Consider the following 26,219-nt stretch of genomic DNA (forward strand, 5'->3'; position numbering starts at 1 on the left):
AGCTAATATAATAATTATTTTATATATGGGAAATATTAGGAAATATTGATACGATGACTAGGATAGTTGGATTACAAGGATTATTTAATGGAAATATTTTGCATCTCATGCTAAAATCATTAAAATCTAACTTTAAATCTTTTAAAAAAGATTATATTTCTGGAATATTTCTTTTATCAGATAATAGCTATATTTATAATGATAAATTCTGTAATATTTCTTCTAAAGATGATTATAATTTAGGAATTGGTTCTAACTATTCTGATAAGTTTAAAATTAATGAATCGCAACCTATTCGTTATAAAAGCATTGTTTTAGCTTTTGATGGAATAATTTATAATATAAATGAATTGAATAATTTATTGGATAGTAATATTAATAATAACTATATTAACAATATTAATAACACTAATAATAACCATATTAATAATAAAAGCCATATTAATAATAAAAATAACACTAATAATAATCATATTAATAATATTAATAACACTAATAATAATAGTATTAATAATAGTGATATTGATAATAACTTTAATAAAAATAATAACATTGATAATAATTATACTAATTCTTCGTTTACAAAAGACTGTCTAAATGAAAATGAAGATAAAAATTTAAATCATGGGCTTTTATTATCTAAAATAATGTATAAATTCCTTCAAGAACACTCAAATTTAAAAGAAGCAATTATTAAATCTATTAAAATTATTGATGGTGAATATAGTTTCGCTGTATTTGATGGTGAAAATTTAGGTATTGCTCGAGATAGTATAGGTATTAAACCATTATATTACCATATCAACAATAATTCATTTAATTCTTTTAGCTCTGAAAAAAAAGCATTATGGAAAATTGGTATTAAAGATTCAGAAATTAAATCATTAAAACCAGGTTATATTCTATATAATTGGGATTTAATCGCTCCAAAAAATAATCCATGGGATAATGATTATTATAATCTTTATAATGGCAATATATCAAAATTTAATATATCAAAAAATCAAAATAATGAATTAAAGTATCTTGATATTAATAAAATGAGTTATGATGAGATAAAATATTCTTTAATAAATCTACTCACTTACTCAACTTATAAAAGGGTCTTAAACACAGATAAAGTTGGATTAATATTTTCTGGAGGAGTTGATAGCACAATATTAGCTACTTTACTTAAAAATATTTCAGATGATATTTCTGTTAACCTATACACTGTTGGAGTTGAAAGCTCTGAAGATTTGAAATATGCTAAAAAAGTTGCTAAAAGTTTAGATTTTCCTATTAAAACAACCATTATTGATGAAACTCTTGTTAGAGAAAGTTTAAACCCTGTTTTAGATGCTATTGAAGAACCTAACCTTATGAAAATTGGAGTTGGAATGACTTTATATCTAGCTACAAAAATGGCTTCTAATGATGGAATATCAATTACTTTAGCAGGTCAAGGCGCAGATGAATTATTTGGTGGATATTACAAATATTTAACTACTTTTAAAGAAAAAGGTCCTGAATTCACTCAAAAAAGCATGATTCATGATATTGAGTATGGTTATGATGTTAACTTTGAAAGAGATGATAAGATAGCTACTTTTAATGGTGTTGATCTTAGAGTTCCTTATCTAGATGAAAAATTAGTTAACTTTGCTCTTAAAATCCCAATTAAATATAAAATTAATTCTGATGAAGATTTACTTAGAAAAAGAATTTTAAGAGATATAGCTATTGATATAGGTATCGATAAGGAAATAGCAGAACGTCCTAAAAAAGCAGCTCAATATGGTTCAGGAATTCATAAAATATTAATTAAAAAAGTTTTAAAAGATATTGATTTAAATAAAAAGATCGATGAAATTAGGAATAACTATTTAAAATAATGAATTGTTTTATGATTATGGTATGAAATACAAAATAACAAGTCTAAAACTAAAATTAGGATAAAAAAAATATGATAAATACAGCAATAAATAAAAATAAAGAATTGGATGAAGAAAATAGGAAAATCCAATTATTCCGTGATTTAATGAATGGAGTTTATTGTGAAGTAATAATAAAAAATTATAATAATATTTATATATTCCCCTCAGGATTTTTAGACTATGATTATAAAAATATGAATGAAATAATATTAGATGATGAATGTATAATATTAAAAAATATAGATGGGAAAGATATAGGGGTTTACTTTGAAAATATTATTGATGTAGAAAAAAATGAAAAAAGTGTATATCTGTTTTGTGAAGAAGGATATTATGATATAGAACTTTTTTTTGATAATGAAGGATATGCTGAAATGATAAATGGATTATTAAGAGAAAAAATATATTAAGATCTGCTATTACTAACAATTTCTCCATCAGGCATTATTTTAATCATTTATTTTATAGCAAAACGAAGACCTACTCATCAACAGTTAATAATTCTTCTTCTGTGACATTTAATAAATATTTCTGTGTTTTTAGTTTTAATGGGAAGCAATTCTAGAATTAAGAATATTATATTTTGAGATTTGATATTTTATAATCTTTATGTATTTTAGATTCAAGCATATTAAAAAATAGATTTCTTTATAATGTTTTTAGTCTTTATAAGTTGTTAGTTTCTTATAAAAACTAATCTGATTCTAATATTTTCTTTAAAAAATTCTTTTAATTCCTTTTATCTTATCAAAATCAGAATCAAATGATACTATCTGATTTATATTATGCTTTTTCATAATTTCTATACTAACACAATCAGCAAATCCTATATTTCCATTGAAGTGTCTGAATGTATAAATAGCTAAATCATATATTTCTCTATTTTCATCATATATAGTATAATTATCTTTTAAGTTATCATAAAGGAGTTTTCCACCTTTTCCTCCAATATATGTTCCTACACTATTTAAAATTTCAGTTATAACTAAATTAGAAGTGAATTTTTCTTTTTTTTCGCAAAAATCTACCAAATCTAAAGCTTTATCATGCCATTGATCTTTTTTATTCATTAAACCTATTATGAATGAAGCATCAATGAATATCAATTTTTTCACCTTTTTGTGCTTTTTTCTTTAATTCAACAGCATCAGTAGGTTTTTTTGTATTAATCATTCCAATGATATCTTTAAAATCTGATTTTTTTCTAATGTTAATTCTAATGTCATTATTTTCTAATAATCTCCATTCTACAATATCCTCTTTAGTGATATCTAATTTTTGTCTTATCTCTTTAGGAATAACAGTTTGATATTTATCATAAATTTTTGTTGTGGTTACCATAATTCTCACACACCTAACGATATATTATATTCCAAACTATTTATAATTTACCTAATTTTTTTCATCATGGTTTTTACACTTAAAATGAAAAACATCATATTATTATTAGGTAAAAAAGTAACATTAGATATTGATGATAAAAGAATCATGATCAATATGGTCGTTGCTTAGCAAAAGTATATTTAAAGGGGAAAGATGTTAATAAATTGTTGTTAAACAAGAAATATGCAGATTTACATTAAGAAAAATTTAAATATCCAAATCAAATTAGGTAATAATTTTAATATTTTGAATAATAATAAATTACTGCTTGGTGCAGTGATTTTGGAGATGTTGCTTATTTAAGTAGTGAATTAGAATCTAATATGGCTATGATAGGATATTCAACAACTTATAATAATTATAATTCATATGGTATTTATGGGAGTAGATGGATCTTTAAGTTTATAGGTTATTTCGAATCTTATGGTCCTAAACCTACTTAAAATGATTATTATGCTCTTATATGTTATTATAAACCTAAAACAGAAGCTTTGAGGTATTATATTAAAAATAATTAATTATTTACTTATAGATAAATCAATGCGAATTTGTTTTTAACTTCTATTTATATTTTAGTCCATATAATCATGAAAATACAAAACTTTTATATATAATTTATTAATAAATATTATATAATGAAAATTGAAAAAGATGCAGAAAAAATTCTTAAAGATTTTTCTAAGACGCTTGAAAATATTCCGGACCTTGAAGAAACTCATTACATAGTTGATAATGTTAATCTCACACGCAAAGATGTATCTAATGAAAAAAATCCAGAAAAAATCATGAAAAATGCTAAAACCGATAAAGATGGTCATTTACTAGTTAAAAAAGCTGAATGGATTAATTAGATATAACATTAATTATTATGATAATGGTTAATTATAATTAATTCTATGCTACTATTAATTATAAATTTAATAATTTAATTATAGACTAATATTAATTAAAAGGCTATTATTAATTAATAGAATATAATAGTAAAATAGTAAATATTATTATAATATAATAATATATTATTATCAAAAATATAATTAAATATTAACTATTTTGATAGGTTTAATTGGTTTAAAACTTAAGATTTTATATATAATCCAATATATTTCAATCATTTGAATAAAATCTTTATCAATAATCTATTTTTATTAAATTGTTATTTTATATTTTTAAATTATCAATATTTTTAATTAAATTTTTTAAATATCTATAAACAGATTATATATAAATAGAGTATAATACTTAGAATTTATAAATATAGTATAATACTTTATAAATTTAGATATTCATTACTTTATAAAATTATTCATATAAATTATATTCATTTATTAAGTATTATTATATTATATTTATTAAATATTATTATATTTATTTGTTAAATATTATTATTTATTAAATATTAATTGTATAAATTATAGAAACATTGTTTTTAAAGGTGATAAAATGAAAATGAACTTAGTTCTAGAACTTCAAGATGTTCCAGGGCAACTTTTATCAGTACTTGAGCCAATTAGTACTCTTGGCACAAATTTAGTAACTGTTATTCACCAAAGGGATTTTAAAAATGAAAGAGGAATGATTCCTGTTCAGATAACAATTGAAGGTGAAAGAGGAAATCTTAAACAAGTTATAGAGAAATTAAAAGAAATGAATATAACTATTCTTGAATTAGATGGAGTAGTTGTAAAAGAAAAACTCAGTACTATCTTAATTGGTCATGTTATTGATACTGATATTAAAGACACAATGGATAAGATTAATGCTCTTGAAGGAGTATCAGTTGTTGGTCTTGATGTTAAACTTGAAGAAGAATTAGAATCTTCTGCTATGATTATTGTTGAATCTGATGCTGGTAAAAAAGCTATTGTTCTCAATAAAATTCAAGATATTGCTGATGATAAAGGTCTTTTAGTTGTAAATGAAGTATAAGCATACCATATGTTATAATACTTAATAATAAGATACTTAATTAATATATTAAAATAAGATACTTTATGAAATCATATGTTTTAGAAATTAATATTTTTTTAAAAATGTTTTTTAAACTTTTAGAGGAAGAAAAATGAAAGATTTAAAAATAATTTTAATGGGATTTGGTGCTGTTGGTAAAGGAGTGGCTGAAGCAATATCCATTAAAAAAGATAATATTAAGGATAAATTTGACGTTAACCTTAAGTTAGTAGCTGTTGCTGATTCATCTTCTTCAGCTATTTCAGGTGATGGATTAGATGAAAAAATCTTAATTGAAACAAAGGAAAAAGAAGGAACACTATCTAAATATCCTGACTTTGGTTGTGATGTTAATGGTTTAGATGTTTTAAATCAGGTTGATTATGATTTATTAGTTGAAGCTACTCCCACTAATATTGATGATGGTGAACCTGCAAAATCATTAACTATTAAAGCTTTTGAGTCAGGAAAAGACGTTGTAACATCAAATAAAGGTCATTTAGCTTTGTTCTTTTCTGAAATGATAGATATTGCAGATAAAAATAATGTTGAATTTAAGTATGAAGCTTCTGTTGGAGGAGCTATGCCTATTATAAATTTTGCTGAAGAAACTTTACCTAGTTCAAATATTTCTTCGATTATTGGAATTTTAAATGGAACAACTAATTATATTCTTTCAAGAATGACTACTGAAGGATCATCCTATAAAAATACTCTTGAAGAGTCTCAACAATTAGGAATAGCTGAAACTGATCCAACTCAAGATGTTGAAGGTATCGATGCAGCATGTAAAACAGTAATTTTAGCTAATTCTATTTTTAAAGTTCCAGCTACTTATTCTGATGTTAAAGTAGAAGGAATTTCAAAGATTACTTCTGAAGCTATTGAATTAGCTAAAAAAGAAGGTTATCTTATTAAGCTAATAGCTGAAGTATCTAAAGATAGTCTCAGTGTATCCCCTAGGCTTGTCAAAAATAACAGTCCTTATGCTATTGAAGGTACTTTAAATATGGCTACAATAAGAACTGACCTTGCAGATGAAGTTACTGTCGTAGGAAAAGGTGCAGGATCTATTGAAACAGCTTCTGCTATGCTTACAGATATTATTAATATAATTAAAAAGAAATATTAGTTAAAAAATTATATAACTAAAATCTAAAATGTAAGTTATATAGCTATAAGTTATATTAAATATAAGTCATATAACTAAAAAATTATACAAAAAATTTAATAATTATTTATTATTCACAGGAATTAATATGAAATATGTAATTTTAATAGGGGATGGGATGTCTGATTATCCTATATCTGAGTTAAAAGATAAAACTCCTCTAGAAGTAGCTAATAAGCCTAATATTGATGAATTGACTAGTAAAGGAAGGGCTGGTCAATTAAATACAGTTCCAAAAAACTTTGAACCTGGTTCTGATGTAGCGAATATGAGTATTTTTGGTTATAATCCTCAAAAATATTATACTGGTAGAGGTCCTCTTGAAGCAGGTAGTATGGGTATTGAAACTAGTGGAGAAGAAGTTATTTTTCGTTGTAATTTAATAACTGAAAAAAATGGTAAAATTGATGATTTTAATGCTGGTCATATAACTTCTAAAGAAGCCGCTATCCTTATAGATGATTTAAACAAGGAATTTTTAAAAAATCCAGTCATTGATAAATTTGGAGATGGAAAATTCTATTCTGGAATAAGTTATAGGCATTTGTTTGTTAAAAATGGTTCAAAGCTTTCTGATTTAAAAACTACTCCTCCTCATGATATTGTTGGTCAAAATATTGATGATTTTACAAACTGGAATTCTGATGAATTTTTAAATATAAAAAATATAATGTTATATTCAAAAGAAGTTTTAGAGAACCATCCTATTAATCAAGAAAGAATTGCTAATAATAAAAAGCCTGCTAATATGGTTTGGTTATGGGGTCAAGGATTAAAACCTTCAATGCCGAAATTTCGAGATATTTTTGGATTAAATGGTTCTGTCATTACTGGTGTGGATTTATTAAAGGGTATTGGAGTTTTCGCAGGGTTAAATAATATTGATGTTCCTGGAGCTACTGGCTATTTTGACACTGATTATAAGGCTAAAGGTAGATATGCTTCTGATGCTTTAGAAAATAATGATTTTTTATTTGTTCATGTTGAAGCACCTGATGAAGCAGGTCATGCTGGAAGCATTGAAGAAAAAATTAAAGCTATTGAAAGAATAGATAAACATGTTTTAGGTCAAATAATGAATAATATTACTGATTATGAAAACTATAAAATAGCTATTCTCCCTGATCATGCTACTCCTATTGATATTAGAACTCATACTAGAGACCCTGTTCCGTTAGCTATTTATTCTAGTTTTGAAGAGGATTTTTCAGATAATGTGAAAGTTTACACTGAAAAATCTGTGATTGATGGGTCTTTGGGAATTGATAAAGCATATAATTTAGTTAGTAGGATGATAATTTAAAAACCTAATAGTAAATATATTAAACCTTATTACATATATTAAACTTTATATTGCATATAGTAAGCCTTATATTACATGTACTAAACCTAATATAACTTATATTAATTTATATATTAATAGGATAAAAGTAATATTAGGATAAAATTAGAATAAGTTAATTATAAATTAATTATAAATTAATTAAAAATTATTAACATATTAAAAATTATTTTAATTCTTTAATCTTAAAAGTGTTTTAAATAAATAATGGAGTGGATGTTCTGACAAAATATATTATAATTACTGGTGGGGTTGTTAGTTCAATTGGAAAAGGAATTACTTCTGCATCTATTGGAAGAATTTTACGATCCTATGGTTTGAAAGTGGGAGCTATTAAAATTGATCCTTATTTAAACTGGGATTCTGGTACATTAAACCCTTATCAACATGGTGAAGTCTTTGTGACTTATGATGGAATGGAATGTGATCTTGATTTAGGTCATTATGAACGTTTTTTAGATGTTGAACTTCCAGGAGTTTCCAATATCACTACTGGTAAAGTTTATCAGTCAGTTATTGAAAAAGAAAGAGAAGGAGAATTTTTAGGAGCTTGTGTTCAGATAATTCCTCATATTACTGATGAAATTAAATCAATGATAAGAAAAACTGCAGGGATTAATGATTATGATATTATTTTGATTGAACTTGGTGGAACTGTTGGAGATATTGAAAGTCAGCCATTTTTAGAAGCTCTCAGACAACTTAGAAATGAAGAAGGTCATGATAATGTCATGTTTGTACATGTGACATTTATTCCTTACCTCAATGCTGCAGGTGAATTTAAAACAAAACCAACACAACATAGTACAAAAGAACTTCGTAGTACAGGTATAAATCCTGATATGATTGTTTGTAGAAGTCAAGATCCTATTGATGAAGATTTAAAACGAAAAATTGCTCATTTTTGTGATGTAGATCCTAATGCTGTTGTTAATGCTCCTGATGCCTCATCTATTTATGAAGTTCCATTAACTCTTGATAAAGAAAATGTTGGTAATTTCATAGCTAATAGGATACAATTGGATGTAGATACTAAATCTGCAGATTTAGATGAATGGAAAGCTACTGTTAAATCTCTCCAGAAAAAAGATCCTATTGTTACTATTGCTATAATTGGAAAATATATAGAGCTCGAAGATTCTTATATTAGTATTAGGGAATCTTTATTACATGCAGCAGCTCAAATTGGTATTAAATTAAATCTTAAATATATTAGTTCTGATGTCGATGATCTTGATCAAGAAGAATTGAAGGAACTTGATGGGATTCTCATTCCTGGAGGTTTTGGTGAAAGGGGTGTAGAAGGTAAGCTTGATGCTGTTGAATATGCAATAGTTAATGATGTTCCTATTTTTGGAATTTGTCTTGGAATGCACTCTATGGTAATACAATTTGCTAGAAGAAATAAAATGAAAAATGCAAATAGTACTGAATTTGATAAAGATATCCATTATCCTGTTATAGATCTCATGGAAAAACAAAAGGAGATTAAGCAAATGGGAGGAACTATGCGTTTAGGTTCTTATGATTGTAAACTTATTAAAGATACTAAGGCATATCTTTCATATAAGGAAGACCTCATAAAAGAACGTCATAGACATAGGTATGAGTTTAATAATGAATTTAGAGACGAACTTCAAGAAGCAGGCCTTGTTATTTCTGGTACTTCTCCTGATGATTTTCTTGTAGAAATTGTAGAACTTCCAGATCATCCTTGGTTTTTAGGTTGTCAGTTCCATCCTGAATTTAAATCACGTCCTAACAAAGCTCATCCGTTATTTGTGTCATTTATGGAAGCTGCATCTAATTATTCTAAAAATAAATAATTAAACCTTTATTTTTAGAACTTTTTATTTAATCTTTTATTTAATCTTTTATTTAATTTTTTTATTTAATTTATTTTTTAGTTTAATTTTTTAAATTGTTTTTATTTTTTAGCTTATTTTTAGGCTGTAATATAATAACATTTAATTTATCAATATTTTTACCTAATTTTACCTATTTTTTGCAATATTCTTTAATATTCTTATATTTTTTATAATATTCTTATATATTTTTTATAATATTTTTTTATTTTTAAGACAATTTTATATAAATTTAAAATTTTAGAAATATATAGTAATATTATTTTTAAAAAAAGTAATAATTTAAATACTTGTTTTATCAATATATTCATTGATCAGATAATTAATTAAATAAAAAATTAATCAAATGAATAATTTATCAAATAATTAGAGTTCTTTATAAAATTTTTTATAATGCAAAATATTGTTGTAAAGTATGGATTGATGGAATATGATATTAAATAATTTAAATATTAGCTATGAAAACATTTTAATATTATCTTCAATTTCAATAGTCTTAATATTTGCTATGATAGCTACATTTTCTGATTTAAAATATTATAAAATTCCAAACAAACTGACTTTTACTTTATTTTTATTTGGTATCACAATTAATTTCATTTTTTCAATTATCTTTAAAAATAGTATTATGATTATAAACTCTATAGTATTATCTATAATTACTTTTGTTTTATGCTATATATTGTGGAAAATTAGATTATGGGGTGGAGGGGATGTTAAATTAATTACAGCAATTAGCTCTGTTTTACCTATTCAACCATTTTTAATTAACCATCAAATTTTATTTAGTATATATGGGGTTAATTTTCCTGTAATAGCTATTTATCCATTTCCATTAACAATAATATTTAATAGTATATTAATTTCTTTTCCTTTTTTAGTATTATTTATATTAATTAATTATTTTAATAATAATCACTTTAAAAATTATTTGCATAATGATTTTAGGCATGATTTTAATAATTATTTTAAATACTATAAATATGAATTTAATGTAAATATGGAAAGTTTATGTAAATTTTATTCTAAAAATATTATAAATTTTAAAAAAAGGACTTTGGATAATATCAGGGGTAAACAATTAAAATCATATAATAAAATATTAAGAATGATAATATTCATTTTTATTTATGTATTTTTAGTTTTTTCATTATTTAGATTTGGAATTATTAAAAATGAAAATCTTTTTTATGTTGTATTTTTTGGAGTATTTTTCAGCTTAATTTCAAAATTTACAAGTGAAATATTACTTAAATTTAAAAAGATTGTCAAATATGGGTCAAAAAAACAAATTAAAATTGAATATCTCAAAGAAGGGATGATTATTGATAAATTAGTAATAAATTCTTTTAATTTAAACAATATGTCCTCTGATGTTAATTTAGAATATTTTTTGATTAAATTTAATCTTAAAAATGAAAAAAATTTTTATAATATTAGTTTTAAAAAGAATAAAAATAAGTATATATTAACTTCAAAAACTGCTGCAGGACTATCAAAACAAGATTTACTATTGATTAAAAAATTATTTAATAATGATATGATTTTTAATACAGTTTACATTAAATTAGGCCTTCCTTTTGCACCATCAATATTTATAGGACTTATTTTTAGTATTTTTATTGGCGATTTATCATCGATTTTATTTAAAATAATAAATTTATTTGCTTAATACAAGTTCATAGACCTTTAAATTAATATAACACCATTAATGGGATAAAAAGGGCGAAAATAAAAAATAAAGAAATTAAAAAAACAATAAAAGAATGCAAAAAGAAAATTGTATGACAAAATAAAGATTGGAGAGTAAGAAAATAAAAAAGGAGATAAAAATGATTTTAAAAAATATTAAAAAACAAATTGAAGAGAGATATATAAAATTATTAATTTTCCTTATTTTATTTAAGCACACAAACATTGTTAGAAGCATATTGAGAATATTCAAAATGTTCAATTTGCATAATGATAAAAGAGGACAGCTTTCTATTGAATTTTTACTCATATCATTAATATCAATTTTAATTCTTGTTTCAATTTCTTTACCTTTAACAGAAATAGCTGTTGATTCAACACTTAGTACTGTAAAATTATTAGAAACAAAATCAGAAATTTCAAAAATTACTAACTCTATCGATGATGTTTACTCAGATGGAGTTGGATCAAAAAGAATACTTTATGTTGAAATGCCTAAAGAAACATATTTAATCTTTTCTAATGATTCTATGCTAAAAAAAGGAATAGTCACTGGAAATTTAGATGCATTTAACTATTCAAAACAAATTAAAATTATGTTTAATGCAGATAATATTAATTCTAGATTAAATTTTAAAAAAAATATTAATTATAAAGTTACTATTGAATGGCCAATAGAAACAGAAAATATTATATTAAAAAATGTAGAAGTTTATTAGAGTATAATTATTCACTATTTGTCTATTAAATATGCTTTTTTAACATGAAAGATTCCATTATCATTATTCCATATCTTTTCAGCATCTTCTATTTCTATTCTTTTTTTAAAAATTGGTCCATCAACAACTAATGTTTCTGCTTCTCCACCTTCAAATGCAATATTTATTTTATACTTGTCTTTAATCTCATTTAATTCATCAATTGCATTATAATCAATTTTTCTGCCAAGCCATGACTCATCAAGCCCATAAGCAAAAACTCCGGTTATTATCACTTCAAACCCTAAATCAACTATCCTTTTCATATATTCTTCTTCATCAACATTCCATAGAGGTGAAATTGAATTTAATCCTAAATCTTCACATATTTTATCAATTCTTGATTTCTGATAGACTGAAAAAAGAGCACCGGTGTAAATTGCTTCTACACCTTTATTTTTAAGAATTTCTAAGTTTTCTTTAAGATCTACAAGTTCCTCTTCTTTTAAACCTTTTGTATTAGCTTTAATAATGGGTATATCCATAGCTTCAGCAATTAATTCAGTTAAATGGATATTAGGTATATGAAACATGTATGATTCATCATTTTCAGATTCCATTGATAATAAATATGAAATACTATCACCGTTTTTTATAGCTTCATAACAAGCCATTGTACTATCCTTTCCTCCAGAAAATAAAACTGCTGAATTCATATATATAACCTTTTTTAAATTTATTTCATCTATTTCTGATTTTGATAATAATCCTTCTTATTCCTTCTGTAATATTATCAAAGAATATACTAATAATAGCTACAATAACCCCTATAATTCCTGAAATTAGTATCATGTAATTAGTATCTATCATAGATTCTTTAGTACTATTAATAGCATTCTGTACAGGACCATCTATTGAATTAACAACGATATTTTTGGACTCTAAATAGTCGGTAATTTCATTAACACTATTAGATTTAGCATTAATTTGTATAATAACTGAAGAATATTTAACATTAATTCCACTTGAATACATTAACCATTCTGATAAAGTATCGATAGCTGTACTAGGATCATAATTACCAGTGAAATTTATTGAAATTAACCCTCCAGTCTGTACTGAGAAATTTTTAAAATTTTCATCAACAATAGGTATTTTTTCTTCAATTATTTTTTTTCTATCCTCGGGAAAGGGGTCTGTTTTAAGAACAATTCCTTTGTTAGATACTGATATAACTCCTTCTTTTTGTTTTAATTCAGTGATTAAACTGTTTTCATCTATTGAAGGAGATAATTCTGCGGTGATCGTTTCGTTGTTATCACCAATAGTTTCATATACTGATCCTACAACATATGGCATTTCTTGATATATTGGAGATATAAAAAAAGTTCCTCCAACTAAACCAACTATGAATCCAATAGCTAAAACTGAAATAATATCTTTTTTCCCAATTATCGGTGTCAAAAGCCCCATTGAGAAAACAAACACCATCAGCAAGATAAATAAGAAAATGTAAATAATTGCACCTATAATATCCATTAAATCATCTCAAAAATAAAATTAATTATTAATTCAATATTTATTTATATAATTAGAATGTTCAGTTAAATAATACTTAATTTAGAATACTTAATTTAGAATAATTATTTTGGAATACTCAATTAGAATAATTATTTTAGAATAATTAATTAAATAATTAATTTAAATATTTAATTATAATTAATTTAGCTAATATATAGTATAAATGTTTTGATTAAATGAACTATTTATTTTCTGATTATATTATAATTTACATCATTTTGAATATAAAAAAGTAAGGAATAGTATAAATTAAATTAAAAAATTTAGATTATATTAAAAGTCATTTTAAAAAAGTTAATTTAAAAATTTATCTATTTAATAAAATAATATTATAAAAATAAATAAAGTTGATAAATTTAAATAAATTGAATAAAGTTATTTGATTTAAATTTTATGAGAAAATAATATGGGATTAATATTTGTTTATAAATCAAACTCTTTATCAATTATTAATTGTTTCAATTTAGATGAGATCTTTTTACCTCTTTGAATATCTGATTGTCTGCAGGTAATAGGTATATTATGATTTTTATTTTCAATTTCAACATCAACTGAACCTAAATTCATTGTGTATGTGTCATTTTTATTAAGATATACACATAATCCACAACCAAAACACTTATCAAGATCAATTGTTCCATTATCATTGATTGCATTTGTTGGACAAGATTTTTGAATTTCAGCATTATCATCTTTATTAAAATTACTTGAATTAAAAGTAGGTCGCTCATCATATCCTTCCCATACTTTATCATAACTAGTTTCTGTTAAAGGTAAATGCCTTCCATGGATATCAGCTATTACAAGAGGGATATCACTGTTTAATATTTTAACATCATTGAAAATTTCTTCATTTAGTATAGGTATTGGTATAGCTACTGAGTCATATATTTCAGGTCCAGCTCCAGTTTTAAATCCTCCAATATATTCTGAAGACATTTGAAGCATATCTGCAGTTAACATGAGATTTGGTTTAGCATCAGAACTCCTAGTTCCAGAACCTAAGACTACTCCAGGACCTCCATTAAACAATATTTTAGTACCTTCTTTTATTATATTTCCACTTACATCATTTTGTAAAGGATTTAAATCACCACATCCTGAGAATGAAAGCTGATCTAAGCTCCCTTCCATTGGTATTCCATTAAAAATTGAGTTGACAATATCATTTTTAGGATTTACAAAAGCAGTATAATTTCTAAAAGCCATTCTAACTCCTATTATTTGTGCTCTAGGGATATCTTCAATGTTCACAGTAGTTTCGAATTTTTGACCATCTATTGATTCTACTTCTACATCAATATCTTTTCCACTTAAAATATCTTTAAATAAAAATCCTCCACCATATTCATGATCTCTTACACTATGTTCTGTTCCATATGCTATAACATCTATTGAACCTAAAAGCTCATTAGGACATGGTCCGGGAAAAGCAGGAACACCATTAAGATATACACTTTTAGCTTTTTGAAAAACTCCAGGTTCTGTAACTCCAATATGAAATATTGCAGCAGTACCAGACATTATACCACAGGTACCAGTTGTTACAACATCAACATCATCAAACTTTATATCTTCTTCGTTTTTAATAGCTTCTTTTAATTCCTGAGCAGTGAATACATTTGCTTCACCCTTTTTTATTTTTTCATTAATATCATCTAAGCTTCTTTTTGACAATAGCTCACCTTCTAGTGAATTGTTTTAAATTTTATTGATTTTCTTTCATAATTTTTTAATATTTAAATAACTATATTATATCTTATTAATTTTTATAATATATAAATGTTAACAATTGTTATATTTTTTCATATTTAAAAAATATTATCAGTATAATTAAGGTTTATATAAATTTAAAGTTAAATTAAAATAAAATTAAAAAATTAATAATATTACTGATACTGATAATAATATGTTTTAGTAATAGTAATACTTTTAAATAATATTAATAATACATTTTAGTATTAATAGTAATACTTTTTAATAATATTGATAAATATATTTTAATAATAGTAATATATTTTTATAATATTAATAATAATACAATTTAATAATTTTTAAATTGATTATGTAGATATTTCATTTTCACTATCTTCAACTTTATCCTTAATTTTAGAATCATTTTTATTTAGCTTTTCAATGAATGGTTCAATTGGGATAGTATGAGTTTGAATCCCAACAACTTTATATGGATCTGCACCTAAAATTAAAGCAATAAATTGAGCAATGTTTAGATGAACCACTTTAAAATCTAAATCTAATTTTTTTTGAATATATGGTTGATATCTATCAAACTGCATATGGCAATTTGGACACATGTGTATTAATATATCCACATCTTCATCTTTTAAAGCTAAAAGTTTCTTTTCAGTTACATCTAATGATAAATCTTTGTTAACAAATCTTTGGCGAAAACCAGCACCACAAGTAGTTCTTTTTTCACTATACCATCCAATTGTATCAATACCACAAGATTTTACTATTTCATCAAGTAACACTGGATTTCTAGATCCATCTAATATATTATCATAAGACACTTTACAATAATGGCATGCATGATGGGTAGCTATTTTAATATTTGATAAGTCTCGCACGATATTTTTACTAATTTCATCTCTTTTATCATATAAAATATCAACTACATGGAGAATATTTTTTTCTGTATCAACAGAACCTTTTTCATATTCATTAAAAGCACAACCATTAAAAATATAATTAATTTCTTCTCTTAAATCATCATTTTCATTTAATATTTCTGAGGATTTTTTATTTATAGCATAACAAGTTGCACACATAGTCACAATATTTTTTTTATCAATATTTTTAGCTAAATTGAAATTACGAGCAGCTATTAATGTTGTAGAAAATTGATCAAAAACATCACTATAATGACCAAGACCTGTACAGCAAGATTGTTCATGATCAACAGTATAATCAATGTTTAACTTATCAAAAATATATTTAGTTGAAGATTCAATCCCCGGATATTCAGTACTAACTAAACAACTTTTAAATAGTAGAATATTTTTATCAGGTATTTTATCCATAATTATCAACTCATTTATTATTAATTAATTTTATTCGTTCAATTTTTATTTATTCAATTTTTATTCATTTTTTTTTTTTTTTGTTTAAATTTACTTTTATTTAAGAAATTACTCTCATTTAGTCATTTTACATTTATTTAAAAAATTACTTTCATTTAGCCATTCACATTACTCACTTTTCATCTTTTCCATTCTCTTATGAAATTTTGCTTTTTTAAGTAATAAATTGACCTCTTCAATTGATTTTTTAGGCATTTTCACAGGACCTAAAGAAAGTTCTTCTCTTATTTTATCAAGATCAGTTTTTAAATCTAACCAACCATCAATATCCTTGTTTAAGTCCATGAAAAAGCTTTTAGGCATTCCACCAATTCCAATATCTAAAAAAGTCTCCCCATATGTTACAAATGGTTTTATTTTTTCTTTAGCTATTCCTCTATCAATAGCAATTTGTCTAATAACTTGATTAGCTAAACAAGCACTATTTTTAACTGGACATACACTTTGGCAAGTATAACAATAAAAACAATTCCATATTTTATCATCTTCAATTATACTTTCATCATTATTAAGGATTTTAGCTATTAGATCACGAGGATTATAATCTGTGTGTGCAGCAGCAGGACATAATGATGTACACATACCACATTGAATACATTTAAGTAGTCCTAAATCTTTAGGAGCTTCGATAGAGTTTAATATCTCCTTTGAAAGATTTATTGAATATTTATCATCATTCTTGTCATTTTCATAATTCATCTTTTTTAAACTCCTTGTTTTATCCTTACTTTATTTTTATATTATAATAATTATCATAATAAATATTATAATAAATATTAGAATAAACATTAGAACAAATATTAGAATAAAATATTCTCATGAAAATGTTTATATATAAGTTAGTCATAATATAAAAATATAACTATTGTTATAAAAATGCTAAGAATTGTATTAATGACTTAAAAATAAAAATAGTATCATAGAAATTAATGGAATATTAAATTTAAAATTAATTAGATACTAAAATTAATAATATAATTATCAAGAATAGATATTTAGTTATTAAGAATAAATATTAAATAATTATTTAAGTTAATTATTTAGAATAATAATATTAAAAAGAATATAAATTTAAAATAAAAACAATATAAATTTAAAAATATATTAATTATTGAATAGTATTATATTCATTTATAAAAGTTATATATGAATATATAAATCTTATAGTTTATATATAAACAATAAAGACTACTCAAATAAATATTTTAATTATAAATCGTATAAAGTAAGAAAGTGATTTAATGCCAACAAGATATATAGGAATGGGATATTGGGAAATTATTAGTCGTCAAATGAGCATAGTAACAAAAAGCCAACAAACTAGATTCAAAGAAGCAGAAGTAACTGTAATTGGATGTGGAGGAATCGGAGGGTCCTTAATTGAACAACTAGCTCGTATGGGTGTAGGAAAAATTAATTTAATTGATAAAGATATTTTTGACCTTTCAAACCTAAATAGGCAGCTAATCAGTGGATTAGAAACATTAGGTAAAGAAAAAAGTTATTCTGCAAAAGAAAGAGTCAGAAATGTAAATCCTTATGTTGAAGTTAATGCATTTAATGAAGAATTAAATGAAGAAAATGTAGAAAAAGTCATAGGTGAGTCTGATGTAGTCTTAGATGCATTAGATAATTTAGTTACTCGTGTAATTGTAAGTAGAGCTGCTAAAAAACTCAAAATCCCTTATGTTCATGGAGCAATTCATGGGACAATGGGTCAAGTTTCTGTTTTTACTCCTGAAACAAAAACTTATGAAGAAATGTTTCAATTACCTTCAATCGATAAAGAATTAGATGAAAATACAATAAAAGATATTAATTCATTGAATAGGGGAGTTCCTCCAGTTATTGGTCCAACACCAAATATTGTGGGTTGTTTAGAAGCTTTTGAAGCATTTAAATTAATAACTGGGGTTGGTGAAGTCACTTACTCACCAAAACTTTTAAGTTTTAATATTTTAGATTTATCATCATTTGATGTAATAGAATTATAAAATTATTTATAAATTTAAAATATTTATAAATCTAAATCATATTATATCTAAATGATATTATAAAATATTATTTATAGATCTATATCGGTTTATCTATAATTTCAAATCTAACAAAAAATAGGTGTTATTATGAGTTTTACATTAATATTTGAAAATAAAAAAGAAGACAAGGAACTTACTGAAGAAATTTGTGTTCAAGATGTTTTAAATGATCTTGATGTTTCTATTGAAAGTACTGTTGTTAAAAAAAATGGAGAAATAGTAGAAGAAGAAGCTATAATTAAAGAGGGAGATGAAGTCCAAATTATACAAATCGTTTATGGTGGATAACATTATAAGATAAGATAACATTATAAGATAATATTATTAATATATACTTTTTATTAAATCTATACTTTTTTTATTAAAATTATTAACATTTTCTTACACATACAACCTATAATAATTAAAGATATTATTAATATAGTTTATTAATATAAATATTATTTATTTAACGATAGAAAATTTATTAAATATATAAAAAAATTAATTGTCAAGTATCTCTATGACTAAATTTTGAATTTCAATAAATTCTTCTATTTCTCTTTTTCTTGGTCTTGGTAAATTATTTTCAAAAATTTCTTTTATTTCTCCAGGATCTTTACTCATAATCACAATCCTATCTGAAAGAAAAACAGCTTCATCAACATCATGAGTAACAAAAACAATTGTATTATTTGTTTTATTCCATATTCTAATAAGTTCTTCCTGTAATTTATGTCTATTTTGCATATCTAAAGCTGAAAAAGGTTCATCCATTAATAATGTCTTTGTTTTATTAACAAGAGATCTTATAATTGCTACTCTTTGTTTCATTCCACCAGAAAGTTCGTGAGGATATAACTCTTCTGCACCTTCTAATCCTACAGCTTCTAAGTATTTCTTAGCTCTCCTAATATTTTCTTCTTTTGGATGTCCAGCTATCTCTAAACCAAACATTACATTATCTAATACATTTAACCAAGGAAATAATGAATATTGTTGAAAAACAAATCCTCGTTCTCTTGATGGTTTTTCAACTAACTCTCCATTTTCTATTATCTCCCCACTTTCAGACTTTTCAAGTCCTCCAATTAAACGAAGTAAAGTAGTTTTTCCACAGCCAGATGGACCAAGAATACAAATTAACTCATTATCTTCAATTTCGAGATTTATATTGTTTAGTGCTATAATCTCTTTTTCATTTGTTTTGAATTTCTTGTTGATGTTTTTTATTTTAATTGACATAATATTCCAAATTTCATAAATAATTCTAAGTTATTATGCTTTTATAATCTATTATGTTCTTACCAAAATATTTTCCTTTGAGCATGAATAAAAAGCCTATCAAATACTAATCCAATAATACCAATAGCTAACATACCAATAACGATATCTCCAGTATTAGATAAGGTAGATGCAGTCATAATCATTTGACCTAAACCAGATGTTGATCCAACCATCTCAGCAGAAACTGTACACATTAAATCAATTCCAAATGCAACTTTTAATCCTGTAACTATGGTTGGAAAGGATGAAGGAAAAATAACTTTACTAAGAATCTGAAAGTCATTAGCTCCTAATGTTTGTCCTGCTTCTATTAAAACTTTATCAGTTCTTTTTACGCCATCAATTGTGTAAACAAGGATAGGAAATATACAACCCATAAATATAATAAACACTGCTGGAGCTATTCCAATACCAAACCATAAAAGTGAAAATGGTATCCATGCTACTGGAGGAATAGGTCTTAGAATACTAACTATTAATTCTGACATAGCTTCTAATCTTTCAGACCATCCTAAAATTAGACCTAATGGAACAGCTACTATTGTAGCTAATATTATCCCTAATAAAACCTTAAATAATGTATTTATTGTGTCATCTAGTAACTGACCTGTGATTATCAGGTTGTATCCAGCATTTAATACATCTAATGGAGTAGGTATTATATAATCTGGAAATACTTTAAAAACCATTGTGATTAAAAACCATATGATTATTAAAGTTACTGGAATTATTAATGAAAGAACTTTTTTATTCAAGATACCCTTAACCATTATTTAAAATAAAAATTATTATATTTAATATTAATTTTTATTACTCTTTAGACTATTAAAACTTTATATTAAAATTTTATTATTTTAATTTTATTAATATCTATTCTATTAGTATTAATATCAATTCTATTAGTATTAATTTTATTAGTTGAGTTTAACTATTATTATATTAACTATTATATTTGAAAATAAGGAAAAGTAATCAAAAATCAAATTATGATTTTTAATTTACTTTTTTATGTGTTGTTTTTATACTTTAGCTTAATATTTAACTTTATATAGTTTGAAATATTTTATTAATGTCTAAAGCTTTTTCTATTAAACCTAAATCAATTTCTATATTCATAAAGTCTTTAACTTTGTTTTTATAATCGTCACTTAAACCAGAAGTGAATTTTATATTTTTCATAGCTACCTTTTCAACATTAACATCAAATTGGTCTGCTGGTAATTTAGTAGCTGCCTCTTCAGGATTTTTTAAAATATATTCGGTTGTTTCATTATGAATATCTAATATTGTTTTAAGTTTATCCTCATGGTTTGTAATAAAATCTTCTCTTGCAACTATTACACAACAAGGGTGTTCTGGTAAAATATCATTAGAGGAAGCAATTTCAGTTCCATTAGCATTTAAAACAGCTTGAGTTACAAATGGCTCAAAAGCTACAATTCCATCAAGTTTTTTAGTTTTTATAGCATCTACTAATTGTGGAGACTTTAGAGATGAAATAGTTAAATCATTTTTATCTAAGTTTGCTTCTTTAAGAGCATATAAAAGAAGCATATATTGTATTGAACTTGGATCTGGAGTAGCTACTTTTTTATCTTTTAAATCAGATACATTAGATATACCTGAATCATCAGGAACAACAATTCCACTTCCTTCCTCTTGAACAGATGAGACAATTTTAACAGGAACTCCTTTTGATATTGAGGATAATGCTGGAGTTATACCTACATAACCTACATCAACTTCACCATTTGCCATAGCAGTCATTAAATTACCACCATTATCAAATTTAACAAGGTTAACTTTGACTCCCTTGGATTCATATTTTTTCTCAGCTTCAGCTATTAACAATGCAGCATGATGATCTGATGGCAAATATCCAATGTTAACAGTATCAGGATCAGATGAATTAGCATAAAGATATGCTCCTGCTCCAACTAGTACTATAACTATTGCAATTATTAATACTATATATTTATTATCCATAATTTTTTCTCCTTTTTATTTGTTATTAAGTTATTATCATTAATATTGTTTTTTATTTGTTTTAGTATCAAAAATATTATTCTATATAATTAAATATAAAGTAAAATGAATGAGATTAATATTAATAAATTTAATACTAATAAAAATATTGTTTATAAATTGATATTATAAAAAATATTATTAATAAAGTAATGTTAATAAGTAATATTAATAAAAATAATAGTAAAATAAATTTAATATAATAATAGTTGATATAATCAATAGCAATATCAATATAAAACAAGCAATCAATTATACTAATAAAAAATTATTTAATAAAAAACTATTATAATTTATTAAATTATTATAATTTATTTATTTAATTATATAGAGAGTTATTGTAATTTATTAAATTTTTATAATTAATTTATTAAATTAATAAATTTTATTAGATTTTTACTGTTTGTTTATCAAATATTTAGATAATCTTTTAGACAATGCTAAAATAGCTATTATTGGAGGAGCTCCAGGAGCTTCAGGAATAACACTGGCATCAGAAACGAATAAACCATTATACTCTGTTTCGAGATTAGTGTCAACAATATCTCCAATAGCAGCTGTTCCACCAGGATGAGCTCCTCTTAAATGTGTCGAAACTATAGTATTTGGATCTACACCAGCTTTTACTAAAATTGCACCGGCAGTAGCTGCTCCTTCAGCAATAAATCTAACATCTTTAATTGTATTTTCTTTTATAACTTCTCCGTCTACAATTTTGCCATGATTATCATCAGGAATCTTAACCATAATACTTAATATATCTCCTTTTTTAATATTATCATTATTAATATTATTATCACCAGCATTATCATCAATATTATCCCTATTATTATCACTAATATTTTCATTATTAATATTTTTATTTAAAATAATAGAATAATGAGGAGCAAGAACAAAGTTTCCTCCAATAACCAATGCATTCATAGTTACTTCTTTATAATAGTTAATGTCTTTAATAACTCCTCCAACAGTAACAAAAGGATCAACAAATAATTTTTCTCCAGCTTTTAAACCTAACTTTTGAAGAATAATTGCAGAGTCAATAGCTCCAGCAGCCAAAATAACAGTATCAGATTCAATAATTTCTTCATTACCGTTTGATTTTTTAACTTTAACTCCTTTTACAGAATCTTCCTCAGTAACTATTTCAGTAACTTCAGTTTCATCTATTAATTCTGCTCCATTTTCAATAGCTATCTTAATGAAATCTTGTGAAGACCATTTTGCATTGCTTGGACAACCCCATGCACACTTTCCACATTGAATACAATCTTCTTCTCTTATGAATTTGGGCATTTTTATAACTGGAAGACCAATAGAATTTGCAGCTTCAATAAATTTTTTTGTACCTTCACCAAAGTGAGAATCATCCATTTGGTGAATATCTAATAATTCTTCTACTTCATCAAGTTCTTTTGAGATATCAACATTATATTCTTTTAATTCATCTTCAAGTAGCCTAACGCCGTTTCCAGCTGCTACAACACTGGATCCTCCAACACAAGTTGTTTTTGAAAGATCTAAATAATCATCAATTTCATCATAATATTTATATGAATCAGCAACATCACAAAATGGTCCTTTTTCAACAATAGTTACTGGAATATTAGCTTTTGATAACTCCATTGCTAATATTGCTCCTCCTACACCAGACCCAACAATTAGTACCATAATCTCACCATATTTTTAGCCATATTTTTAAATTTAATATTAAATATTTCATATTCTAAATTTTATTTATCTTTATTTTTTCACTATAATTTTTATCTTTTTCTTCTATTTTTTGCTATAATGTTTATTTTTCACTATATTTTTTTATATTTTTGTCATTATTACGTTTAAATATAGAAACTTTTCCATAACTTATAACAATTGTTATTTGAATGAAAATAATATATAAACATTACGATTTAACATTACAAGTTATATTCAAAATATAATTTACATAATAAAATATAATTATATTAAAATATAATTATATTAAAATATTTTTTACATTAAAATATTTGTAAAAATAATTAAGTTTACATATATTTGTAAAAATATTTTAAAAACTAATATAACTTTTCAACAGCTTTTCTTATTTCTACCTCTTGATTTATTAATTCTAATGCATCATTAACTCTACTAAGTTCAGCTTTAGTTTCAGGGTAACGTGGAACAGCAGAACATCCTCCATCATTAATTTCAGAAATCGGGAAAGTTCCAATTTTTCTAGATATTTTTTCTATCTCTATTTTATCTAAACCAATAAGTGGGCTTAAGATAGGAAATTCTGCATTAGCTCGTGTAGCTAATATATTATGTAGTGTTTGAGATGCAACTTGTCCTACACTACTACCATCAACTATTCCCAATGCATTTTCTTTTTTAGCTACTTCACTAGCTAATTTATACATACCCGATTTACACAATACACAGGTAAGCTTTTCAGGAGCATTATCTTTACATTTTTCTAGGTAATCTCCATATTTTACTATTTTAGTTCTTATTGGAAATCCATATGAGTATTCATTAAGTTTATTTATTAACTCTTTGAAATTTTCTGTAACCTTCGGACCTGCAAAAGGATCATTATCAAAATGAATAGCTGTTATAACACAACCTCTTTTCATCATTAAGTAAGCTGCAACTGGTGAGTCAATACCACTTGATATTAAAGCTACTAATCTTCCTTGAGAACCAAGAGGTAATCCTCCAGGACCTTTAATTTTTTCATGGAATATATATGTTTCATCTTCTCTAACTTCAAGAAAAATTTTTATATTAGGATTAGATAAGTCAACTGGTGCATCAATCTTTTTTCTAACTATTGATCCAGCAAATCCAGCCATTTCCTGAGATGAAAAATTATGATCACCAACTCTTCTACACCTTACTGCAAATTTTGTTTTAGAACTAATCAAATTTTCACCAATGAGTTTTTCTGTATATTTACCTAAATCATTTTCAATATCTTCATAGCTAGTTTTTGTATGAATAGCAGGTGAAAATGATACAATTCCAAAGATTCTTTTTAATTTGATTAAAGCTTCATCAAAATTTTTTGGATGAATATATATTCTTCCTTGGCTTATTTTTATTTTACATTCAAATGCAGTTTTTATGTTAGATTTTAATTGCCTTTCAAATCTTCCTCTTACTCGAGGACTTTTCAATCCTATTTCTCCATATCTAGCTATTATTAAACTATGATTCAATAAGTTATCTTTCATTCAATCTCTCCAAATCAATCAATTTTTAATTATAAATAATATCAAATTATAAATGATATCAATAAATATCAATTCTATTATATCAATAAAATTAATACCAATAAATTTAACTAATCATTAATAGGTTTATATAATCAATAATTTAATTAATAATTTAATTAATAATTTTTTTAACCAATAATTTTAAATAACAATTGCCAATAATTTTAAATAACAATTGTTATAAATATTATTTTATTAATTATATTTAAACTTATTTAATAATTTTTTAATAATTTCTTAAATAAAAAAAATTATAATAAATTATTATGTAAAATATTATAAAAATCTAAATTAATAGTAATTAATAGTAAAAATATAGTAAATATATAGTAAAGTTTATATATTATTATAAATAATTGATAAATAACGATTGTTATATTTTCTATAATAATAAAAAAGATGAAAAAAATAATCGGGTATTATCGTTGAAATATTGTAGATTTATATAAAGTTGTATTATGTTGTTTTATTTAATATAATACTATAAAATATAAGTATATTAAATATAATTATATTAAAATTAATGATATTATATAATTTAATGACATTATATGAAAAATTAAAATATATGGAGGCCAAAAATGATTTCTGAATTAAGAATAAAAGAATCTATTGAATACATTTCTAATGTATCTAATAAATTAGTTGAAATTAGGTTTGCATATATATACAACGACTTTATTTCTTACAAAGATTTCTTAAGACATAAGTCTTATTCCATTATTGATTTTATGTGTTGATTAAAATACTTAACTCTCATTTCCTAAACAGCAAAATTAATTTAATTTAATTATATAATTTTTATAAAATCATTAATTAAAATTTAATTAAATATATTAAAATAAATATATTAAAATAATTAATTATAATTAAAGTTATTATATTATAAGAAATTATTATATTAATAAGAATTATTTTATAGAATTATTAATTAAA

Annotated in this window: 24 protein-coding genes and 1 pseudogene; 13 read left to right on the forward strand and 12 right to left on the reverse strand. The window is 23.9% G+C overall.

Annotated elements, in window-relative coordinates; genetic code table 11:
- Nucleotides 1-53 precede the first annotated feature (53 nt).
- Both MarbSA_RS00780 and MarbSA_RS00785 read left to right on the forward strand, forming a co-directional pair.
- Complete coding sequence (locus MarbSA_RS00780; RefSeq protein ID WP_221061638.1) at nt 54-1,874, forward strand: DUF7411 family protein; 1,821 nt, start codon at nt 54-56, stop codon at nt 1,872-1,874.
- Nucleotides 1,875-1,945: 71 nt separating this feature from the next.
- Nucleotides 1,946-2,326, forward strand: coding sequence for a hypothetical protein (locus MarbSA_RS00785; RefSeq protein WP_221061639.1), 381 nt, complete (start codon nt 1,946-1,948; stop codon nt 2,324-2,326).
- A gap of 306 nt (nt 2,327-2,632) precedes the next feature.
- Here MarbSA_RS00785 and MarbSA_RS00790 read toward each other — a convergent pair whose 3' ends face one another.
- Together MarbSA_RS00790 and MarbSA_RS00795 are read right to left on the reverse strand one after the other, a co-directional pair.
- Nucleotides 2,633-3,022: a type II toxin-antitoxin system VapC family toxin gene (locus tag MarbSA_RS00790; RefSeq protein WP_054835579.1), complete on the reverse strand. Its 390-nt coding sequence runs from the start codon at nt 3,020-3,022 to the stop codon at nt 2,633-2,635.
- The gene (locus MarbSA_RS00795) at nt 3,009-3,257 is read right to left on the reverse strand and encodes an AbrB/MazE/SpoVT family DNA-binding domain-containing protein (protein WP_054835578.1); all 249 of its coding nucleotides are present in this window, start codon (nt 3,255-3,257) and stop codon (nt 3,009-3,011) included. Before MarbSA_RS00795 ends, MarbSA_RS00790 begins: the two co-directional genes overlap by 14 nt.
- Nucleotides 3,258-3,442: 185 nt before the next feature.
- Here MarbSA_RS00795 and MarbSA_RS10480 point away from each other — a divergent pair.
- From MarbSA_RS10480 to MarbSA_RS00835, 8 genes and pseudogenes are all read left to right on the forward strand, one after another.
- Nucleotides 3,443-3,499: pseudogene (locus MarbSA_RS10480) on the forward strand (hypothetical protein); the annotation flags it as partial.
- A gap of 435 nt (nt 3,500-3,934) precedes the next feature.
- Entirely contained in the window at nt 3,935-4,150 is a 216-nt protein-coding gene (gene gatC, locus MarbSA_RS00805; RefSeq protein WP_042703870.1) for an Asp-tRNA(Asn) amidotransferase subunit GatC, read from the forward strand.
- Between the two features lie 589 nt (nt 4,151-4,739).
- Nucleotides 4,740-5,225: an amino acid-binding protein gene (locus tag MarbSA_RS00810; RefSeq protein WP_042703873.1), complete on the forward strand. Its 486-nt coding sequence runs from the start codon at nt 4,740-4,742 to the stop codon at nt 5,223-5,225.
- A 133-nt stretch (nt 5,226-5,358) separates the two neighbouring features.
- Nucleotides 5,359-6,378, forward strand: coding sequence for a homoserine dehydrogenase (locus MarbSA_RS00815; protein ID WP_221061640.1), 1,020 nt, complete (start codon nt 5,359-5,361; stop codon nt 6,376-6,378).
- A 127-nt stretch (nt 6,379-6,505) separates the two neighbouring features.
- The gene (locus MarbSA_RS00820) at nt 6,506-7,720 is read left to right on the forward strand and encodes a cofactor-independent phosphoglycerate mutase (protein ID WP_221061641.1); all 1,215 of its coding nucleotides are present in this window, start codon (nt 6,506-6,508) and stop codon (nt 7,718-7,720) included.
- A 251-nt stretch (nt 7,721-7,971) separates the two neighbouring features.
- Nucleotides 7,972-9,585, forward strand: coding sequence for a glutamine hydrolyzing CTP synthase (gene pyrG / locus MarbSA_RS00825; protein WP_280636266.1), 1,614 nt, complete (start codon nt 7,972-7,974; stop codon nt 9,583-9,585).
- 469 nt (nt 9,586-10,054) lie between these two features.
- Nucleotides 10,055-11,296 carry an A24 family peptidase gene (locus MarbSA_RS10500; protein ID WP_221061642.1) on the forward strand — a complete coding sequence of 414 codons (1,242 nt, stop codon included), beginning with the start codon at nt 10,055-10,057 and terminating at the stop codon, nt 11,294-11,296.
- 160 nt (nt 11,297-11,456) lie between these two features.
- Nucleotides 11,457-12,035 carry a hypothetical protein gene (locus MarbSA_RS00835; RefSeq protein WP_054835527.1) on the forward strand — a complete coding sequence of 193 codons (579 nt, stop codon included), beginning with the start codon at nt 11,457-11,459 and terminating at the stop codon, nt 12,033-12,035.
- 14 nt (nt 12,036-12,049) lie between these two features.
- Here the strand turns inward: MarbSA_RS00835 and MarbSA_RS00840 are convergent, their stop codons facing one another.
- The 5 genes from MarbSA_RS00840 to hdrC form a co-directional block, all read right to left on the reverse strand.
- The gene (locus tag MarbSA_RS00840) at nt 12,050-12,730 is read right to left on the reverse strand and encodes a diphthine--ammonia ligase (protein ID WP_054835528.1); all 681 of its coding nucleotides are present in this window, start codon (nt 12,728-12,730) and stop codon (nt 12,050-12,052) included.
- 25 nt (nt 12,731-12,755) lie between these two features.
- On the reverse strand, nt 12,756-13,553 hold the full coding sequence (locus MarbSA_RS00845) for a hypothetical protein (protein WP_221061643.1): 798 nt from the start codon (nt 13,551-13,553) through the stop codon (nt 12,756-12,758).
- 465 nt (nt 13,554-14,018) lie between these two features.
- A complete protein-coding gene (locus MarbSA_RS00850) occupies nt 14,019-15,272 on the reverse strand; it encodes a methanogenesis marker 16 metalloprotein (protein WP_054835857.1) in 1,254 nt (417 codons plus the stop codon).
- A gap of 386 nt (nt 15,273-15,658) precedes the next feature.
- Nucleotides 15,659-16,642, reverse strand: coding sequence for a ferredoxin:CoB-CoM heterodisulfide reductase subunit HdrB (gene hdrB, locus MarbSA_RS00855; protein WP_221062032.1), 984 nt, complete (start codon nt 16,640-16,642; stop codon nt 15,659-15,661).
- Between the two features lie 165 nt (nt 16,643-16,807).
- Nucleotides 16,808-17,398 carry a ferredoxin:CoB-CoM heterodisulfide reductase subunit HdrC gene (gene hdrC, locus MarbSA_RS00860; protein WP_080460699.1) on the reverse strand — a complete coding sequence of 197 codons (591 nt, stop codon included), beginning with the start codon at nt 17,396-17,398 and terminating at the stop codon, nt 16,808-16,810.
- A gap of 542 nt (nt 17,399-17,940) precedes the next feature.
- On the opposite strand from hdrC, the gene MarbSA_RS00865 reads away from it, so the two are divergent.
- Both MarbSA_RS00865 and MarbSA_RS00870 read left to right on the forward strand, forming a co-directional pair.
- Nucleotides 17,941-18,693 (forward strand): HesA/MoeB/ThiF family protein, encoded by a 753-nt coding sequence (locus tag MarbSA_RS00865; RefSeq protein ID WP_054835914.1) that lies wholly within the window; start codon nt 17,941-17,943, stop codon nt 18,691-18,693.
- A gap of 129 nt (nt 18,694-18,822) precedes the next feature.
- On the forward strand, nt 18,823-19,023 hold the full coding sequence (locus tag MarbSA_RS00870) for a MoaD/ThiS family protein (RefSeq protein WP_042703893.1): 201 nt from the start codon (nt 18,823-18,825) through the stop codon (nt 19,021-19,023).
- A gap of 195 nt (nt 19,024-19,218) precedes the next feature.
- Here MarbSA_RS00870 and MarbSA_RS00875 read toward each other — a convergent pair whose 3' ends face one another.
- From MarbSA_RS00875 to thiI, 5 genes are all read right to left on the reverse strand, one after another.
- Complete coding sequence (locus MarbSA_RS00875) at nt 19,219-19,959, reverse strand: ABC transporter ATP-binding protein (protein WP_054835853.1); 741 nt, start codon at nt 19,957-19,959, stop codon at nt 19,219-19,221.
- 59 nt (nt 19,960-20,018) lie between these two features.
- A complete protein-coding gene (locus MarbSA_RS00880) occupies nt 20,019-20,756 on the reverse strand; it encodes an ABC transporter permease (protein WP_221061644.1) in 738 nt (245 codons plus the stop codon).
- A 289-nt stretch (nt 20,757-21,045) separates the two neighbouring features.
- The gene (locus MarbSA_RS00885) at nt 21,046-21,987 is read right to left on the reverse strand and encodes an ABC transporter substrate-binding protein (protein ID WP_054835909.1); all 942 of its coding nucleotides are present in this window, start codon (nt 21,985-21,987) and stop codon (nt 21,046-21,048) included.
- 435 nt (nt 21,988-22,422) lie between these two features.
- Nucleotides 22,423-23,697, reverse strand: coding sequence for a GMC family oxidoreductase N-terminal domain-containing protein (locus MarbSA_RS00890; RefSeq protein WP_221061645.1), 1,275 nt, complete (start codon nt 23,695-23,697; stop codon nt 22,423-22,425).
- 383 nt (nt 23,698-24,080) lie between these two features.
- The gene (gene thiI / locus MarbSA_RS00895) at nt 24,081-25,226 is read right to left on the reverse strand and encodes a tRNA uracil 4-sulfurtransferase ThiI (protein ID WP_221062033.1); all 1,146 of its coding nucleotides are present in this window, start codon (nt 25,224-25,226) and stop codon (nt 24,081-24,083) included.
- Nucleotides 25,227-25,864: 638 nt separating this feature from the next.
- On the opposite strand from thiI, the gene MarbSA_RS00900 reads away from it, so the two are divergent.
- Nucleotides 25,865-26,023: a hypothetical protein gene (locus MarbSA_RS00900; protein WP_155930717.1), complete on the forward strand. Its 159-nt coding sequence runs from the start codon at nt 25,865-25,867 to the stop codon at nt 26,021-26,023.
- The last annotated feature ends 196 nt before the right edge of the window (nt 26,024-26,219 follow it).

Source organism: Methanobrevibacter arboriphilus, assembly GCF_019669925.1.
In the GTDB taxonomy this organism is placed as follows: Archaea; Methanobacteriota; Methanobacteria; order Methanobacteriales; family Methanobacteriaceae; genus Methanobinarius; species Methanobinarius arboriphilus_A.

Coding starts and splice junctions, on each gene's coding strand:
- MarbSA_RS10500 (WP_221061642.1), top strand. CDS start 10,055: ATGATATTAAATAATTTAAATATTAGCTATGAAAACATTTTAATATTA.
- MarbSA_RS00785 (WP_221061639.1), top strand. CDS start 1,946: ATGATAAATACAGCAATAAATAAAAATAAAGAATTGGATGAAGAAAAT.
- MarbSA_RS00845 (WP_221061643.1), bottom strand. CDS start 13,553: ATGGATATTATAGGTGCAATTATTTACATTTTCTTATTTATCTTGCTG.
- gatC (WP_042703870.1), top strand. CDS start 3,935: ATGAAAATTGAAAAAGATGCAGAAAAAATTCTTAAAGATTTTTCTAAG.
- MarbSA_RS00875 (WP_054835853.1), bottom strand. CDS start 19,959: ATGTCAATTAAAATAAAAAACATCAACAAGAAATTCAAAACAAATGAA.
- MarbSA_RS00865 (WP_054835914.1), top strand. CDS start 17,941: ATGCCAACAAGATATATAGGAATGGGATATTGGGAAATTATTAGTCGT.
- MarbSA_RS00815 (WP_221061640.1), top strand. CDS start 5,359: ATGAAAGATTTAAAAATAATTTTAATGGGATTTGGTGCTGTTGGTAAA.
- MarbSA_RS00870 (WP_042703893.1), top strand. CDS start 18,823: ATGAGTTTTACATTAATATTTGAAAATAAAAAAGAAGACAAGGAACTT.
- MarbSA_RS00810 (WP_042703873.1), top strand. CDS start 4,740: ATGAAAATGAACTTAGTTCTAGAACTTCAAGATGTTCCAGGGCAACTT.
- hdrC (WP_080460699.1), bottom strand. CDS start 17,398: ATGAATTATGAAAATGACAAGAATGATGATAAATATTCAATAAATCTT.
- MarbSA_RS00885 (WP_054835909.1), bottom strand. CDS start 21,987: ATGGATAATAAATATATAGTATTAATAATTGCAATAGTTATAGTACTA.
- MarbSA_RS00900 (WP_155930717.1), top strand. CDS start 25,865: ATGATTTCTGAATTAAGAATAAAAGAATCTATTGAATACATTTCTAAT.
- MarbSA_RS00890 (WP_221061645.1), bottom strand. CDS start 23,697: ATGGTACTAATTGTTGGGTCTGGTGTAGGAGGAGCAATATTAGCAATG.
- MarbSA_RS00795 (WP_054835578.1), bottom strand. CDS start 3,257: ATGGTAACCACAACAAAAATTTATGATAAATATCAAACTGTTATTCCT.
- MarbSA_RS00780 (WP_221061638.1), top strand. CDS start 54: ATGACTAGGATAGTTGGATTACAAGGATTATTTAATGGAAATATTTTG.
- MarbSA_RS00820 (WP_221061641.1), top strand. CDS start 6,506: ATGAAATATGTAATTTTAATAGGGGATGGGATGTCTGATTATCCTATA.
- MarbSA_RS00840 (WP_054835528.1), bottom strand. CDS start 12,730: ATGAATTCAGCAGTTTTATTTTCTGGAGGAAAGGATAGTACAATGGCT.
- MarbSA_RS00835 (WP_054835527.1), top strand. CDS start 11,457: ATGATTTTAAAAAATATTAAAAAACAAATTGAAGAGAGATATATAAAA.